Source organism: Parvularculales bacterium (assembly GCA_036881865.1).
GTDB lineage: Bacteria > Pseudomonadota > Alphaproteobacteria > JAPOUT01 > JBAJNM01 > JBAJNM01.
Genome location: JBAJNM010000050.1, coordinates 1 through 15,083 on the forward strand (window position 1 = coordinate 1; position 15,083 = coordinate 15,083).

16 protein-coding genes and 1 tRNA gene are annotated in these 15,083 nt (G+C 51.7%); 2 read left to right on the top strand and 15 right to left on the bottom strand.

The features are described from left to right. Nucleotides 1-291 precede the first annotated feature (291 nt). The 13 genes from V6Z81_09105 to V6Z81_09165 form a co-directional block, all read right to left on the bottom strand. Nucleotides 292-1,539, bottom strand: coding sequence for an alpha/beta fold hydrolase (locus tag V6Z81_09105; protein MEG9862620.1), 1,248 nt, complete (start codon nt 1,537-1,539; stop codon nt 292-294). A 540-nt stretch (nt 1,540-2,079) separates the two neighbouring features. After that, a complete protein-coding gene (locus tag V6Z81_09110; GenBank protein MEG9862621.1) occupies nt 2,080-2,211 on the bottom strand; it encodes a hypothetical protein in 132 nt (43 codons plus the stop codon). A gap of 408 nt (nt 2,212-2,619) precedes the next feature. Further along, nucleotides 2,620-2,696: transfer RNA gene (locus tag V6Z81_09115), tRNA-Met, on the bottom strand. Nucleotides 2,697-2,799: 103 nt separating this feature from the next. Further along, on the bottom strand, nt 2,800-3,900 hold the full coding sequence (locus V6Z81_09120) for a hypothetical protein (GenBank protein ID MEG9862622.1): 1,101 nt from the start codon (nt 3,898-3,900) through the stop codon (nt 2,800-2,802). Between the two features lie 101 nt (nt 3,901-4,001). Further along, complete coding sequence (locus tag V6Z81_09125) at nt 4,002-4,619, bottom strand: NAD(P)H-binding protein (protein ID MEG9862623.1); 618 nt, start codon at nt 4,617-4,619, stop codon at nt 4,002-4,004. 4 nt (nt 4,620-4,623) lie between these two features. Continuing rightward, a complete protein-coding gene (locus V6Z81_09130; GenBank protein MEG9862624.1) occupies nt 4,624-4,935 on the bottom strand; it encodes a hypothetical protein in 312 nt (103 codons plus the stop codon). 137 nt (nt 4,936-5,072) lie between these two features. Continuing rightward, nucleotides 5,073-5,456 (bottom strand): hypothetical protein, encoded by a 384-nt coding sequence (locus tag V6Z81_09135; protein MEG9862625.1) that lies wholly within the window; start codon nt 5,454-5,456, stop codon nt 5,073-5,075. A gap of 98 nt (nt 5,457-5,554) precedes the next feature. After that, nucleotides 5,555-5,815, bottom strand: coding sequence for a hypothetical protein (locus tag V6Z81_09140; GenBank protein MEG9862626.1), 261 nt, complete (start codon nt 5,813-5,815; stop codon nt 5,555-5,557). Between the two features lie 49 nt (nt 5,816-5,864). Continuing rightward, nucleotides 5,865-6,152 carry a hypothetical protein gene (locus V6Z81_09145; GenBank protein MEG9862627.1) on the bottom strand — a complete coding sequence of 96 codons (288 nt, stop codon included), beginning with the start codon at nt 6,150-6,152 and terminating at the stop codon, nt 5,865-5,867. Between the two features lie 48 nt (nt 6,153-6,200). Next, nucleotides 6,201-6,530 carry a hypothetical protein gene (locus V6Z81_09150; GenBank protein ID MEG9862628.1) on the bottom strand — a complete coding sequence of 110 codons (330 nt, stop codon included), beginning with the start codon at nt 6,528-6,530 and terminating at the stop codon, nt 6,201-6,203. 131 nt (nt 6,531-6,661) lie between these two features. Continuing rightward, on the bottom strand, nt 6,662-7,801 hold the full coding sequence (gene mnmA / locus V6Z81_09155; protein ID MEG9862629.1) for a tRNA 2-thiouridine(34) synthase MnmA: 1,140 nt from the start codon (nt 7,799-7,801) through the stop codon (nt 6,662-6,664). Between the two features lie 118 nt (nt 7,802-7,919). Beyond that, nucleotides 7,920-8,405 carry a YajQ family cyclic di-GMP-binding protein gene (locus V6Z81_09160; protein ID MEG9862630.1) on the bottom strand — a complete coding sequence of 162 codons (486 nt, stop codon included), beginning with the start codon at nt 8,403-8,405 and terminating at the stop codon, nt 7,920-7,922. A gap of 118 nt (nt 8,406-8,523) precedes the next feature. Beyond that, on the bottom strand, nt 8,524-9,222 hold the full coding sequence (locus V6Z81_09165; protein ID MEG9862631.1) for a histidine phosphotransferase family protein: 699 nt from the start codon (nt 9,220-9,222) through the stop codon (nt 8,524-8,526). Nucleotides 9,223-9,379: 157 nt separating this feature from the next. Between V6Z81_09165 and cobD the strand changes: the two genes are divergently transcribed. Together cobD and V6Z81_09175 are read left to right on the top strand one after the other, a co-directional pair. After that, nucleotides 9,380-10,429, top strand: a complete 1,050-nt coding sequence (cobD, locus tag V6Z81_09170; protein MEG9862632.1) for a threonine-phosphate decarboxylase CobD — start codon at nt 9,380-9,382, stop codon at nt 10,427-10,429. Continuing rightward, nucleotides 10,426-11,358, top strand: coding sequence for a HupE/UreJ family protein (locus V6Z81_09175; protein ID MEG9862633.1), 933 nt, complete (start codon nt 10,426-10,428; stop codon nt 11,356-11,358). The genes cobD and V6Z81_09175 overlap by 4 nt, the downstream gene beginning before the upstream one ends. 129 nt (nt 11,359-11,487) lie before the next feature. Here the strand turns inward: V6Z81_09175 and V6Z81_09180 are convergent, their stop codons facing one another. Both V6Z81_09180 and V6Z81_09185 read right to left on the bottom strand, forming a co-directional pair. Further along, nucleotides 11,488-12,918 (bottom strand): porin, encoded by a 1,431-nt coding sequence (locus tag V6Z81_09180; GenBank protein ID MEG9862634.1) that lies wholly within the window; start codon nt 12,916-12,918, stop codon nt 11,488-11,490. Between the two features lie 229 nt (nt 12,919-13,147). After that, entirely contained in the window at nt 13,148-14,578 is a 1,431-nt protein-coding gene (locus V6Z81_09185) for a porin (GenBank protein ID MEG9862635.1), read from the bottom strand. Nucleotides 14,579-15,083: the final 505 nt, after the last annotated feature.

Genomic DNA, 15,083 nt, shown 5'->3' on the forward strand with positions numbered 1-15,083 from the left:
AGGGGGGAGTGCAAGAGTGATAATAATAACAGACACCCCGGCATCGCCGACAGCGCTCCAGCGTGAAACGACAGCCAGGCCCTCGCTTTGGTTCTCATATCATATTCCTTGGGTTATATCCCTCAATAGTAAGTACCATATATGCCAATATGGCGTCCAATAGGAAGGTTTCCGGTGGGTGCGGTGGAAGGGTCAAATCATACTGTGATCGGATTGACGATTTGATGACCTCCTGATTTTTTATGTCCCCGTGCTTTGATTATACCTCGGTGAGGTGAGTAAAAGTAAAACTTATAGAGCGGCCTCTTCGATAAATGATTCCAACAGGCTCTCGAACTGCTGCCATTTCGGATTATACGTGCGGCGGTCAAAAAAGAATCCAGCCTCGTTATCGTGTCCTCTGTCGTTCCGTACGCACAGATCAGAACTGTCGGACGGCAAAGCACAACCGTTAACTGTTCGCGACCCGAAAACAGGATGAGTTGGCGCTATGTGCATAGAACGATGAGAATAATTTCTCATATTGGCGCTTGGCACCTGACCATTTATCTCTATTCGACGGTCCCGTTTAATGAGTTCATCTTTTTGCCGTTGATATATAACCAGACGGCTGGCATCTGAAACGACACATCTCTCGAATATTCGACTGGCATGAGAAGAATTTATGACGTTATCATCGTCGGATAACACCATCAGCACAGGAATCCTGAGACCGTCCTGACAGATTTTCCGGCTGGCCGCCTCCGCGAGCAGAACGCTTTGGGCAATACCGTTCATTGGCATGGAATCATATTTTGCAAAGCTGGTTCTTGGGTCACTATCCGCCCAGTCAACCCAATTACGGAGCCAGACCGTTGGTGTCGTGAAAACGGAAAAACCGACTTTCAAAGCCGGTGCAATGGCGACAACACCACTGATATCCGGATGGGCTGCGGCTAAGTGTAAAACCACCGCGCCACCAATCGAAAAACCGGTCAGATAGACGTGATCGACGTGTTGTTTCAAATCAAGAAGGGTAAATTCGACCGTTTGCACCCAATCCTCATAGTTAACCTCCATAAGGTCGGCCGGTCGGGTCCCATGCCCGGGGAGCAGGACATTGCGGACGACGAAGCAATGCTCCGCATAAAATTCGGCCAGACTATCCATGTGCGTAGGTGTGTCACCCAATCCGTGAACCAGAACCACACCCTTTTTGGAACCTTTCAGATCGCACTCCGCATTTGGACCGCGTTCGTAAGGAAGAGAAAGACGTATCTCCAGATCACGCGTTTCTGATGAAAGAGGATTGATATAGGCCCGAACCCTGTCGCCCGCCCAATTGAGATACGTAGCAAAGTCATCTCCTGCATCACCCTGCCAGACAACCGGAGAGGGGGAGGGGATATACTGCTCGGTACTCGCCGTTTCAGACGCAGAACAGGCGGAAAGCGCGCCGCTCACAATAATAGAAAAGAACAGTGTAAATCGCATCGTCTTCCTCATCGGCGAAATGCAGGCAATAATGTCACCGGCAATTCCGTTCACTTTGCTTGTCATATCGTCTGTCCTGAGCCGGTTTTCACAATGTATGTTCTTAACATTAAACGTTATAAAAACCGAAATCCGTCGCTCCCCAAACCTTTTCCATGTTGTTTTTCACGCGGCCAAAAATCCGCATGCCGGATTTTTGTGTATAAAAAGGAAATCCGCATGCCGGATTTTTGTGTATAAAAAGGAAATCCGCATGCCGGATTTTTGTGTACAAAAAGGAAATCCGCATGCCGGATTTTTGTGTACAAAAAGGAAATCCGCATGCCGGTCCAAGCGGACAAATCATCTGTAAGAGGATTTGCAGACTAAAAGCCGTGCTCCGGCTTTTAGCCCGCGCTGGACGCCACAGGGCCAATAACATCCGGTGGATGCTTTGACCCGGCAGGCTTTTTGCAAATAAAATAATTCCGTAGGTGCCGCCTTTCTACTTGATATTTGTAAATTGAGAAATGTGGCTGATGGTAAGCTACCCCCATCAATGCTGCAGACAAAACCATGTAAAACGGTGAGTACTCCTTTAACCATTCCACTCCGGAAGGGGTTCCTTCATGCTGCACCTATATCCTCTCCATAGAACGGATTGATGCACCCATCATCCGGACTTTCAATCAGGTCCTCATCGGCCAAAGTGATAGATGGCATCAACATTGCAAACACAAAGATAAAAAGGTTTCTCATGGACATGGGTGTTCTCGATGTTATTGGGTTAAAAAACGAATGTACCATCTCTCTTAGATTGAAAAATAAGGTAATTATATATTTTAGTGGATGGAATTTACGAATATCCGCAGTATTCTGCCGGTTTTCGACCGTAGAAAATTTTGAAATAATCACTTCGTTTTAATGGCGGAACACTACGCTAAAATGACAGTTCTTGGTCACTAAAGCATATAATTACCTAAAATAACTTTCAAACTGGACCGATTGATGGGGGTAACTCAGGGGAGGGTCAAAATCATCCGGTGAATGATTTGACGAACCCCCGACACGCGGATTATGATTCCGCTGCTCTAACCGTCTGTTTATTAGCGCCTCCTGAGGCGTTTTTAAGGGTGAAAATGGTAGCGGTATAGGGGTCAAATCATATGGTAGCGGAGGAGGGACTCGAACCCCCGACACGCGGATTATGATTCCGCTGCTCTAACCGGCTGAGCTACTCCGCCTTCCAAAGTGCAAAGAAAGGAGGGAGATTACCACACCACCCCCTTAACGAAAACAGGCAAGATAACCCTCCGGCTTTCTGATAGAGGGCGCTGGCTGAAGGCATTAGCTACGGATTTTACGATCAATCGTCCAGCGTGGCGAAGGGGGGACGGAAGGCCCGTATCCTACACGCCCCAGCATCTGTATGGTCTCGCCGCTTTGGGCATAATCCTGATGGATTTTTTCATAATGGGGTTTCATTTCAGGATATTCCTGAAGGGCCTGACTGACAGGATGCAACGATAATCCGTTTTGGGTGGTGGTCAGGTTGAGCCGCGCCCAACGCCGTCCGGCATCAATCTGGTCTTGCCGCGTATTCCCCCGCGTTTTGAGCATGACATAGCCGGGCGTGGCAGAGAGCATCGCCTGATATAAATCCCATCCCTGCGCGAACGCCGTAGATGTCGGGTCCATCATTTTCTCACGGGTTATAAGGCCCGCCAGATTAAGGCTCTCCATCAGGGCACCGCCGATATCAATGCCGTCAGGATTGGCGTTAATCTCCGCCTTGCCTATTCGCATCAGATCAATGCTTTCCTGCAGGGTGCGGGGAGTGAGATATTCAACTTCCCACGCTTTAACCGTCAGATCACGCAAGGGGGCGACGCGGTCCGCATCGGCGATAACATCACCAAAAGAACCGAGCGTCTCAACGTCACGCGGCGTCAGGGGACGGTCGGAAAAAGGTTCCTTGCAGGAACGCCGCTCCAATATGGCGTGAAACAGAGGGTCAGGTTCGGTGCTGCCCTCAACGAAAAGAATATCTGCGACAGGCCCGTCTTCTCCGTGCGGAAAATACGTAACACGACACTCATAACCCTCTTCTGCGGCGGCGATGGTCATAAGTTCCAGAAAACACCCCATGCCGATGGTCAGTTGCCGGTCAAAAGGGTCCGTGTGAGGCAGATCTTTTGTCTTGTCGCGGTAGAGGTGCACACGCTCCGGCGTGGCGAGGTCAACCTCCCAGGGCTGCCGGTTATGCGGGTTAGGGGCCAGACTCGCGTGTGACAACGCCCGTTTTCGCGGGTTTGTATAACCTCCCGCCAGAGTCCACGGCTCTATGGCCTGTGCGGGGGTGCGGGTCAGGGCAAAACCGCCCCCCAGCGCGGCGGCTGAAACAATAATGCCCCCGCCGGTAATTTTGATGAAGTTACGTCTATCCATAATCAGGGGACTCCGGATAATTTTTGGGAACTATCTATGATTCGATCAACCGGACGAGTATATCATTCCCGGTGAACAGCAAACCGGCAGGTCAGAAGATATTATTTCTGCCTGACTGTAATGGCCTGATTTATAAATTCTGTTGACCCGATCTGGTCAATAAGAAACCGGGCCAGTCCTTCTCTGGTAATTGTTTTAACCATGGACGTATTGCTAGCGGTGATGCTGTTCTCTGACGTTTTGTTCGTTAATACAGCGGCGCGAACGGCTGTCCAGTCCAGCCCGCTTTCTTTAAAAATATATTCTTCTTTTGCATGTTCCGAAATAATTGTTTTTAACATGGTCTTAAAAAATAATTTTGAATACCATGCTATTTGCTTCCAACTCTCACCCACGCCTGCTGCAGATATAAAAATAACCCGCTTTACATTGTGTTGTTTCATGGCTCTCACAATATTTTCAGCGCCTTTAGTGAGGGTAAGCTGGTCTTTAAGGTTTGCGGGCCCTAAACAGACTATGGCACAATCCTGAGACGATAGTGCCTTTGCAACGTCCTCCTCGCTAAGGGCATCTCCCTGAATTTTTATTACTGATTGATCAAAATCAATTTTGTTGACCGATCTTCCGAATGCGGTGACTTTATATTCTTTCTGCACGGCATGGCGAACGGCAAGATATCCTGTCTTACCGGTAGCACCAAAGATAATAATCTCCTTCATCTTGTCACCACGTAAACTTACTCTCGCGGTTTGGATCGGCGCCCACACAGGTCAGCCTTACCGAAGCGGGTGCATTGGCACCCATGGCGACAGTTCCGCGGGTACTACTCCTACAGCCCTCCGGGCACAAACATACTTGGGTTTCCGGGGAGTTCAAGGGGGGTGGCGTCACGCCGCCGGAGATACCACCACCCAATGGTCCTCCTATCCCGCCGCCACAGGCGGTCAGCGCGACCAACGCTACGCATATTGGTAATTGTTTCCGGAACATGTTCACCCTGCCTTCCAACGCATGATTGTAGCAGGATATCGGCATTGCCGTACTTCCTGCCTGCGGCCACCCCCGCCGACCTCGCACGATTGCAGGGAACCTGTTATTGCTCGGGAAAGCCTCTCCGGAAGAGCTGCAAAGCTCCGCTTTGCATGGGTTCTATGAGTCGCTATTCGGTTTCCTCATTCGCAGCGCTGGGCACTTCCGTGGCCACCATCCTCGGTATAGCAATAGTCGGGTCCGCGTCCGAACAGGAAGTCACCGGCCTGAGCGGGGGTGATAATGCTCGGATCCATTTCCTCAAACAACCCACGGAATTGGCTCTCTGTATCGACCGTGCACCGGCCCAGCAGATCGCAATCGCTCTCCCCCAGCCAGTCACCGGCCTGCGCGGGAGTGATAATGTCCAGTCCATCAAGCAGCCCGTTAGATGCCTGTGGGCCATTTGGGCAAAACCATTGATTGGTAACGAAGAAACTGTCCGGTGAACAATCACTGGCATGGGCGGGGCTTCCAAAAGTAAAAGCCGCTAAAAAGGCCACCGATAGCATTGTTAAATTCTTCATGTTCTTTCTCCTCTTGTTAGTGTCGGTTTCTTGGCTCTCTGATCCGGAAATACGGTATCCGTAGATTCCAAAGTATCAGATTCCCCCATGAAAGCTCATCAACTCTCGGTCACAAATAGGCTATCCGGATCACCCCGGGTGCACCTCCTACAGGGGTGTTTCCCATCCCTGTCACGGGCCTCCGTGTCGGCCTCGCCTTCAAGAGCCGCTTCTACATCCGCCGTCGTGGCCGTTTTCCAAAAACCCTCGTCAAATAGTACGCCCTTCTGCGCCTGTATTACGTAAGCGTTCGGCCCTTGAGCCGCCGGCCTTTCCGGAGTGGTGGGGATGGCGTGTCCATACCGGCAGAGCAGGTGCAATAAAAGTAACCACCATCTCCTCGGGGTCGTTAATCAGACGGGTGACTTTTCACTCACCAAACCAGCTATTGACAGTAGCACCCCATTCCTCAAACCCATCACCGGCATGGGCAGGAGCGATAATGTCCAGTCCATCAAGTAATCCTCTGGATTCCTGCGGCCCATTTGGGCAAAACCATTGATTGGTAACAAAGAAACTGTCCGGTGCACAATCACTGGCATGGGCGGGCACGGCTAGTCCTGAAAACATCGTCAGGGCTGCCACAAGGGCTGTTGCTGTCACCGCAGATGCTCGGCCGGAGGCCGCCGGTGAAAGCAATGTTATTAGAGTCTTCATTTTGTATCTCCTCGTTAGAGTGCGCCGGATCGCTCGGCGATTTGCCTCTTACAACAGCGAAATATAACACCGAAGGGACAAAAAATGAGTAACAACAGGTAAAATTATAGTGTTCGCCATGATTTTATAATGTCCGCGTTGATTGTTGCCTCTTCCGGTATTATTGCCCACCCCGGTATATTGCCTCTCGCCTTGCCACGCCCCTGCCGTCCTGCCACATCCATCCCCCTCCACCATGATCCCCGCTTCACCACAATTATCCCCTCTCTCTCCGGTGCGCCCCTGCAGCCTCGCCACGGCCACCGCTCTGCCTTGATCGTTCTCTCTCCCCCGCCACGCCCGCCATGTGCCAACCCCAGGCACTATCGTGGCGGACATTCCGGCGCTATCCGCGGCCGGCAGTGCAATCCGTCCAACCTACCGTTCCCGCTTCCTAATAGTGCCAACCCTTCGGTTCGCAATTGTGTCAACATTTACCCGTATTTTTCCCGTATTTTACGGGCGGCCTCTCATTGCGCCTTGACGATCCAGCCACCCCCGAGCACCCGGCTACCGTTTTGTGTGGGGTCATAGAAAACGCAAGCCTGCCCCGGAGCAACACTATATTCTTCCTCATGGAGAACAATGCGTCCCTGATTGTGGGGAAGAGAAAAAAGAGTAGCCGCCGCCGGAGGACGGGTAGAACGCACCTTAACCCGTACCGTCATGCCGGAAGAGGGGAGTTCCGAAAAAGCACAATCTCCCAGCCAGTTCACCTCTGAAAGTGTAATCTGCCGTTTTAGCAGGGCGTCCTTTGGCCCTGCCACAACGCGGGAGGTTTCGGCATCAATGCGCACCACATAAAGCGGCTCGCCTGTCGTCACCCCGAGACCCCGGCGCTGACCCACCGTAAAATGAATAATGCCGTCGTGACGTCCAAGATGACGTCCGTCCACATGAACAATATCGCCCGGCTGTTGTGCCGCAGGGCGCAGACGCTTGATAATGTCTGCATAGTGACCGCCGGGAACAAAGCATATATCCTGACTGTCTGCCTTATCTGCAACCGATAATCCCAGATCCCGCGCTTTTTGCCGTGTTTCCTGTTTGGAAAATCCGCCCAAAGGAAAACGCAGACAATCAAGCTGCTCCGGCGTTATGGTAAACAGAAAATAACTCTGGTCTTTACTGTCATCGGCCGCACAATGTAACTCAGGCCCATGAGCGCCCTCAAGGCGGCGGATATAATGACCGGTCGCAAGAGATTGCGCTCCAAGGTTACGGGCCGTTTCCAGAAGGTCACGAAACTTAACCTTTTCGTTGCAGCGAATACAGGGCACCGGTGTTTGGCCGGTAAGATAGCTGTCAGCGAAATCATCCATGACGGCTTTGCGAAACCGGTTTTGATAGTCCAGCACATAGTGAGGAATATCCAGCATGGCAGCAACCCGTCGGGCATCGTGAATATCGGCCCCTGCACAACACGCCCCTTTGCGAGCGACGGCTGCACCATGATCGTATAATTGCAAGGTGAGCCCCACCACATCATAGCCCTGCTCAACCAATAGGGCTGCCGCCAGAGAAGAGTCCACGCCGCCGGACATGGCAATGGCCATGCGCGGTTTTACCGGCGCGTGGCTTTCAACATGCTGGGTAATATTGGGGCGCACTGTGTTCCTCTTTAGGGTTATGGTGACCTGCTCAGAAATAATTACTCAGGAAAATTTTGGCAGGAATAATCTGTGTTAGATACAATTGCGTGCTCGGATGCCATAAATATGGCAATGACTAATCCCGAAAGTTAACGTATTGAAAGGGCTGGTCTAAGCCTAAGTCTTTTATGGTTTCCATGGCTGCTTGGAGGTCGTCACGCTTTTTTCCGGTTACTCTTACCTCATCTCCCATGATGGCTGGCTGGACTTTAAGTTTGGTGGATTTGATTTCTTTGACTAGGCGGCGGGCTAATTCTTTATCTATCCCCTCCCGAAGCTTAATTGTCTGACGCATTGACTGTCCGGCCGCTTTTTCGGGTTTTTGATAATCAAGAACACCGGCTTCCATGCCGCGTCGCGATACGTGGCCGTTCAGCAATTCGTGCATCTGTCGCAATTTCATATCATCATCGGCTTCCAGCGTGATAACGCTATCTTTGCGCTCTACGGTGCATTTAGCATTTTTGAAATCGTAACGATGCTCCATTTCACGGCGCATGTTGGCGATAGCATTGTCTACCTCCGCTATATCAACTTTGGAAACAATATCAAAAGACGGCATGATGCACGTTCTCCTTCATTGACGTTTCATCGAATCTTAACATAGGGGTAAATCCCATGCAAAGGTGCCGGGCTTCCGCTTACTGCTGTTTGCTACGTATTGGGTTTACAGGATTACACTAGAGTACATGAAGTGTTACGCTATCACTGTGCTGATCCCATTTCAGTTGCCGCCCCAGTTTGTGGGCGAGAGCAACCGAGAGAACGGCCTGTATGTTGCGGGTGTCTATCTGGGGTGTTTCGGAACTCATTGGCGTTATGATGTTGTCCGGCAGACGGGCATCCGGGCCGCGGGCGTCAAGGCGTATATCCGGCCGGCTTTCATCGCCTGTAAGGGTGATGGTAATCTCACCCCCCCGAGGAATGGTTACCCCTACGAGGGGAATTATATTCAGCAAAAGTTTGGCGTAATTTTTGTCAATGGAAGACCCGTCTATGGTTTTGTCTGTAGAATTGTGGGCGATTGCTTGCCAGTCCAGCGTTATGCGTCCGGGTTTGATGAGTGGCTCAACGAGGGTGCGTATCCGGTCAAGCCTGATAGATTGTCCGGCAGAACTGCCCGCCCCAAACGCAAGACGGGCAAATTGCAGAATAGTAAGCGCTCTGTCCGTGCTTTTCCGAATGAGCGCCATGGCCATGTCACGGGTTTCCTCGTCTTCTTTCTCCTCCAGCATTTCCAGCCCGTTGGCGATAGCCCCAAGGGGGCTGATGATGTCATGACACAACCGGCTGCATAACAAAGCGGCTAAATCCACGTCAGGACCAGAGGGGCTTTCAGGGGGATCGGAGCGGTTAGGGGAAACTGTACCTTTAGTCATAAACCACCTCCTTAGGCGTTAAAAAAATTCTTACACGGTGCTAGTCTGCAAAGTGTCAACCTGTGGTGGGTCATAGCATCCTCTGCATAGTAGACTAAATTTTCTAAGGGTGGGCCGTATTAGTTGATAATGAGTTAAACGCGGGGGCAGGGAGTTTGTGGCTGAATTGGAACTTTTTCACGGTGGTGCGTTGGAGCAGGCCATGGTGCGCTATGGGCCTCAGGCAGAGGGCTGGATTGATCTGTCAACAGGGCTTAATCCATGGCCTTGGCCCGTAGAGAGGGCAGGGACATTATCGGATATGGGGCTTACATCTTTGCCGGAGACCGCCGCCCGGTGCCGTCTTGAGGTCGCCGCAGCCGCCTGTTATGGCATTTCCCCTAAAGCTTGTGTGGTAGCGGCCCCCGGTGCACAGGCGCTCATTCAGTGCCTGCCTTATTTGGACTTGCCCGGTGAAAATCTGGCAGAGGTGGCTGTGGTGGCCCCCACTTATGAAGAACATGCGGCCTGCTGGCGGCGGGCGGGTCATAAGGTGTGTGAGGTGAACTCTCCGGAGGAGGCTGACTCTTATGATGTGATTATTGTGGTCAATCCCAATAATCCTGACGGGCGGCTTTTTGAACCGCAGTATTTATTATCTCTTGCGGATAGACAGGCCGACCGTGGCGGTATGTTGGTGGTGGATGAAGCCTTTGCGGACGGTGATACGGCTTTGAGTTGTGCCTCCGGTGCCGGTCAGCCGGGCTTGTGTGTTTTGCGTTCTTTTGGAAAGTTTTTTGGGCTTGGGGGATTGCGGCTGGGTTTTGCACTGACGCATAAAGGGCTTGCAGAGTCCCTTCGGGGCATTCTTGGTCCATGGGCCGTAAGCGGGCCTGCCGTGGCTATAGGGTGCCGGGCGCTTGCCGATAAGCGCTGGATTGAGGAAACCAACCGGCGGCTTTGCCGGGAATCTGACAAACTGGCCGCTGCCCTCCGCAGGATGGGGTTTCACTGTGTTGGGGCAACGCGGTTTTTTCAACTCATTAATGTTGATAACGGAGGCCAAAACGGTGGGCAAACTGCGAAGGACCTCCATGAGCATTTGGCTCACCGGGGAATTTTAACACGTCGCTTTGAGCATTGGCCGCACTGGTTGCGTATTGGCTTACTTCCCCATGCGCCCGGTCTGGAGCGCCTTGTCAAAGCTCTGGAAGCATGGCATCAATGACACCTAGCCCATTGTGGCAGAAAATACGGCAGATAAATGAGGAGGAGAGCATTGTGATTGATTTGTTTGGGAAGTTGGGAGTTTTGGCCTGCGGTGCGGTAGCGGCCCTTATTATTATGGATTTCGGGCAAACCCCCGCCTTAGCCCACCATGCAATGGGGTATGAAACTCCTGCAACGTTGGGTGATGGCCTCTTGTCAGGATTGGCTCATCCGGTTATTGGGTTAAATCATTTGGTGTTTATTGTAGCGGCGGGTTTGCTGGCCCTGCTCACATCCTACCGGTTTCTTCGGAAGTTGGGAGTTTTGGCCTGTGGTGCGGTAGCAGCCTTTATTGTTATGGATTTCGGGCAAACCCCCGCTTTAGCCCATCATGCAATGGGGTATGAAACTCCTGCAACGTTGGGTGACGGCCTCTTGTCAGGATTGGCTCATCCGGTTATTGGGTTAGATCATTTGGTGTTTATTGTAGCGGCAGGTTTGCTGGCCTTGCTCACGCCTTACCGGTTTCTTTTGCCTTCGGTTTTTATTCTGGCCGGCATGGCTGGTGTAGCCGCCCACGCTTCGGTGGAGGTTGAGGGACTGCTCTCCACCGCTGAAATTGGCGTTAGCGTATCTCTTGTTGCGGTAGGCATTTTACTGCTATGGGGCAAGGATCTGTCCCTTGGTGTGCTGGCCTCTCTTTTTGTGCTGGCCGGTCTTTGTCACGGATATGCTTTTGGCACTGCTGTTATAGGCGCGGAGCCGGCACCTATGGCGGCCTATCTGGCCGGACTGGTGCTCGTTCAATTAGCCATGGCTTTGGGTATTCAGGAGGTGGTCCGGTTTGGGGGTGCCCTTCCGGCAGGCGGGTCGCGTTGGTTTAGGGGCGGAGGCGGTGTTGCCATGGGAGCGGGGGTTGTATTTTTATCCCAATCTCTCCCCCTATAAATATATCCGGAGTTGATAAAGAGTATCGCGTAGCACTCTGAAGTTTATCTAAATTTTGACTCACAGGCGCTCGTCCTGACTCTCCCCAGGGTGTCCGTGTCTCAGCTTCCGGGTATATAATAATCTCAATTAGAACGAAATGTTCATAACGACGCCGGCTGAAGTGGATTTCAGCACTCTGGTCTCATTCATAGTGCCGCCGTTGTCATCTCCAATGAATTGAACATCAACACCAACGGAAACTCCGCGTCCAGGGCCATATCCGCCGCCAATTTGCAGGAATGAGTTTTCCTCATTCCCCAGAGCGTCACCGTCAGTCTTCATGCCCCCTTCTTCTGTTGCTTGTAAGTAGGCCGCCCCGACACGCCATGGACCGTGAGTCCATGAAACACCGGCGGTCCATGCGGTGGTCTCACGCTCGCTGGTTTGCTGCGTGTTATCCAGATTCTCACCGTAGTAATAGGCGCCGCCAAAGACGAATGTTCTCCACCTGAGTGAACCACCGATGCTCCAGTTAATGGGGTCTTCCGCTCCGGTAACATTGGTGGAGCCGGCTTCCCAACCGGCACTGAGGCCAAGTCTTAAACTCTGGTATCCCCAAAACTTGATGTCCCGCGTATAGTTGGCACCGAAGTCAACGATATTCTCTACTCCTTTCATATCTGTTCCGTCTGTCGTTAGACCAAAGCCGTTACCCAGTCCGTTTTTGTCGCGGTTGTTTGGTGTATAGGAAGTCCCCAGCTGAAACCCTCCCATGAGGGGTGTAAAGTAGGTAATCTTGACGGCATCGTCTGACATCTGCGCGTATGTGTTAGTGCGTACGCTGGTCCGGCCTATATTGTAAAAGTTAGGTGAGTCCACACCATTGCCCGGTACAAACCACGGCGATGAATAGTGCATCTGATAGGCCGCTCCATCCTTAGCGCCCAGAACGATGCGTCCGAACTCACCGCTCATATAGAAGTAATGCTCGTCAATAATCTCACCGGCCGTCTCTTCACCGAAGGCTTCAAGGCGAACCCGTCCACCGATGTACATGCCGTTTTCAAGGCGCCCGTCTGCGTCAATGACAATATGTCCGCTGCCCAGTTTGACCTGGGTCTGGGAGTATTCATCTGTTGATGTTGCCGTTCCTTCTTTCTGGGTGAAATAGACGGTGGCGTTATCGGTAGCGGGGGTCATCAAGTCTGGGGTCGGGCCTGGGTGCAAGGTATCCATGGTCGGAGGATTAGCGGCTGAGTCTCCCGCCGTAAAACATACCGCCATCTCATCGCGTATTGTCAGAGTGCCTGTATCGCAGGTGGCGGCAAAAATGAAGGTCCCCGGGGCCGCTTTGTCCTGATTAAGCGGGTGCAGTCGGTTAAGAGTGTTCAGACTGGCCATTTCTGTATTGGTTCGCAGGTCGTAGGATGCCCTTATCTCTCTGTCGTCTGCATCCGTAATATAGAAGCCACTGTTCATGTATCCACTAATCCTGATGGACAGTTCTGATGCCACTGCCGGAGCCACGGCCAAACCTGCGGTTGCCAGTGCCGTACTGCCTAAAAGCATCTTTTTCATTTTTGGCCTCTTTTTTGACTTGTTAGTCTCTTTTGGCCTTTGTAATTTCCCGATCAGGCGAGGGAAACATACGAAATGTTATAAAAAAGGGCAAATTCCGAAGCATTGCATAGTGCTCCACAGGAATCTGCCCTTTTTAGTCTCTTTCCGGTCCTCTTATCAGAGAGTTCTCCCCTGAAAAAGATCTTTATGACTCGCTCGTTTCAGAATGTCGCTTTGGAGCGTCTTTTTAGAACGAAATGTCCAGGATAACACCGACTGAAGTGGACTCCAGAACCCTGTTCTTCTCGTCAGCGTTGCCACCACTGTCGTCTTCAATGAGTTGAACATCAAGACCGAGGTCAACACCGCGTCCAAGGGTATAACCGCCACCAAACTGCAGGAAGGAGTTTTCCTCGGTTCCCATAGGAGTGATTCCATTGGACTTCTTGCCGCCTTCTTCTTCTGCCACAAGATAGGCCACGCCGAGTCTATACGGACCGCTATTCCAGGCCACACCGGCGGTCCATGCGCTTGTCTCACGACCGTTGGTGTTCGGCGTGTTGTCCAGATTCTCGCCGTAGTAATAGGCACCGCCAAGGGTGAATGTTCTCCACTCAAGAGCACCGCCGACAGTCCAGTTAAGCGGGTCGTCCGATCCGAGCATGTTTGAGGAGCCGCTCTCATAGCCGGCGCTCAGGGCAACATCAAAAGGATAATACCCTTGAGCTTCAAAGCGCCGTACATAGTTGACACCGACATCAATGATGTTCTCTAAGCCCTTGCTACCTGTTGCTTCCGTTGTTTCCAGATTAAAGCCGTTACCCAGCCCGTCTTCGTCACGGTTGTTGGGCGTGTAGGACGCCCCCAACTGGAACCCGCCGAACCGGGGTGTAAAGTAGGTGAGTTTGATGGCATCGTCTGACATCTTCGCGTACGTGTTGGTGCGCACGCTGGTCCGGCTTATGTTGTAAAAGTTTGGTGAGTCGACACCATTGCCCGGGACAAACCAGGGGGATGAATAGTGCATCTGATAGGCAGCCCCGTTCTTGGCACCAAAAACGATGCGCCCGAACCCGCCGTTCACATACACGTAATGTTCGTCAATGATCTCGCTGGCCTCGTCTTCACCGAAGGCTTCAATGCGAACCCGTCCGCCGACCTGCATGCCGTTTTCAAGGCGGGCATCGGCGTCAACGACAATACGTCCGCTGCCCAGTTTGACCTGACTCTGGGAATATTCGTCTCTTGACGGAAGTGCCGTCTGGGTGAAATATAAGGGGTCATCATTGTCAGCGGCGACCGGATTTCCATCGGTGTCTAAAACCCTAGTTGGATCGACTAAGGTCATATCCGTGTCATTCTTACAGCGTTTGAATTCGTCCGCCATCAAGGGATTGGTCTGCCCCGTGTAACCCGTTTCGCAGGCGGCAAATATGAAGGTCTCCGGGGCCACTTTGTCCTTATTAAGCGGGTGCTGTCGGTTAAGAGTGTCCAGACTGGCCATTCCTGTATTGGCCTGCAGTTCAAATGCATCTATCTCCCTGTCGTCTGCATCCGTAATATAGAAGCCACTGTTCATATATCCACTAATCCTGATGGACAGTTCTGATGCCACTGCCGGAGCCGCGACCAAACCTGCGGTTGCCAGTGCCGTACTGCCTAAAAGCATCTTTTTCATTTTGGTTATTCCTTCTTTTTTGACTTGTTAGTCTTCTTAGTTTTTGTGACTTCTTGGGCTAATTGATGTTTGAGGTTCGGTTCCTTTTATCACCCCTGCCTGATAAGCGCTACCCAAAAAAACCACCTCACCCCGGTAATATCGGCATATTTAGCATAATATCGGCCCGTTAACCCGTAAGATAGAATGTTTCACCCGATCCGGCAGGTTTCCGGCCGGAGATTCTAATAGCGATTCTCCGCCGGACTATACAAAATCCCCTAAAATACGGCAAGTTCAGGAGGTCTCCCTTGAAAAAGATCTTTGCGACTCTGTCGTTTCCGGAGTGCCGTTTTAGAAGGAGATATTCATAACGACACCCGCCGAAGAGGACTTCAGATTTCTGGTCTCGTTCGTGTTGTCACCATTGTCATCTTCAATGAGTTGATACTCGACACCGATGTCAACCCCGCGTCCAAGGGCATAACCGCCTCCAAACTGCAGGAAGGAGTTTTGCTCGTCCCCC